Source organism: Antarctobacter jejuensis (assembly GCF_052266595.1).
Taxonomy (GTDB): Bacteria; Pseudomonadota; Alphaproteobacteria; order Rhodobacterales; family Rhodobacteraceae; genus Antarctobacter; species Antarctobacter jejuensis.
Genome location: NZ_JBQQXJ010000049.1, coordinates 1 through 1,082, shown reverse-complemented (window position 1 = coordinate 1,082; position 1,082 = coordinate 1). Strand labels below are relative to the sequence as shown.

1 protein-coding gene is annotated in these 1,082 nt (G+C 63.5%); it reads right to left on the bottom strand.

Going from position 1 to position 1,082, the window contains the following annotated elements; genetic code table 11:
* Positions 1-65: 65 nt before the first annotated feature.
* Complete coding sequence (locus ACTXGA_RS24470) at positions 66-953, bottom strand: tyrosine-type recombinase/integrase (RefSeq protein WP_443397318.1); 888 nt, start codon at positions 951-953, stop codon at positions 66-68.
* Between the last annotated feature and the right edge of the window lie 129 nt (positions 954-1,082).

Here is a 1,082-nt window from a genome sequence, read left to right as displayed (position 1 = left end):
GCGGGGCCATGAGCACGGAAAATGTCAGCGATCTCCAGCTTCGGCCGGGACACCCCGGCGCCCGGTCACTCCAGCCCGCGTCTGAGGGTATGGTCCTGCAACTCCTTTAGGCGTTCGAACGGGCTCACGGTGGCGCGGATCGTCTTGGTCGCGACGTGCGCGTAGCGGGCAGTGGTGGTGAGCTTGGCGTGGCCCAACAGAACCTGGATGATCCGTACATCTGTCCCGGCCTCCAGAAGATGCGTCGCAAAACTGTGGCGGAGCGTGTGCAGGGTCGCGGGCTTGTTGATCCCGGCCATGTGTTTTGCAGAGGTGAACGCCCGGTTCAGTTGCCGCGGGGAGAGCGGGTTGATCTTCGGCTTGCCCGGGAACAGCCAGCCCTCGGGCCGCGCCTCGCACCAATAGTCGCGCAAAAGCTCCAGCAGCCCCGGCGACAGCATCGCCTTGCGGTCCCGGCTGCCCTTGCCATTTTCGACGTGGATCAGCATCCGGTCGCTGTCGATATCCGTGACCTTGAGATTGCAGACCTCGGAGGCCCGCAAACCGGCCCCGTAGCTGATACCCAGCGCTGCACGGTACTTCAGCCCTGGTCCGGGCACCGCCGCCATCAGGTCGCCCACCTCTTCGACGCTGAGGACGATCGGCAACTTCCGGGGTTTGCTTCGGAACTGCATGTACCGCTTCATCTCCTCGCGGCCACAGGTGATGCCGAAGAAGAACCGCAGCGACGAAATCCGCACGTTGAACGTCGAGGCCGAAACGCCGGTATCGGTCATGTGCAGCTGGTAGGCCCGAAGTTCCTCGGGCGTCGCTGTGTCGGGCGGGTGCCCGAGATAACCAGCGAAATTCTTGATCGCCCGGATGTGGGCTTTCTGGGCGCTCTCACCCATGCCCCAGATGCGCATGTCTTCGATCATCCGCTCGCGCAGCGGCGTGGTTCTCTCCTCTGTCATGGAAGCCTCCTGTCTGTCGATTGAGAAGGTCCCAATCGTCAGGCAGGTCCGCCCATTCCCGAATGCACAGTGGCTTGATCAATGCCCAAGGCTGGCCACAAGCGCCAATGCCGCGGAGCGGCTTCGTCC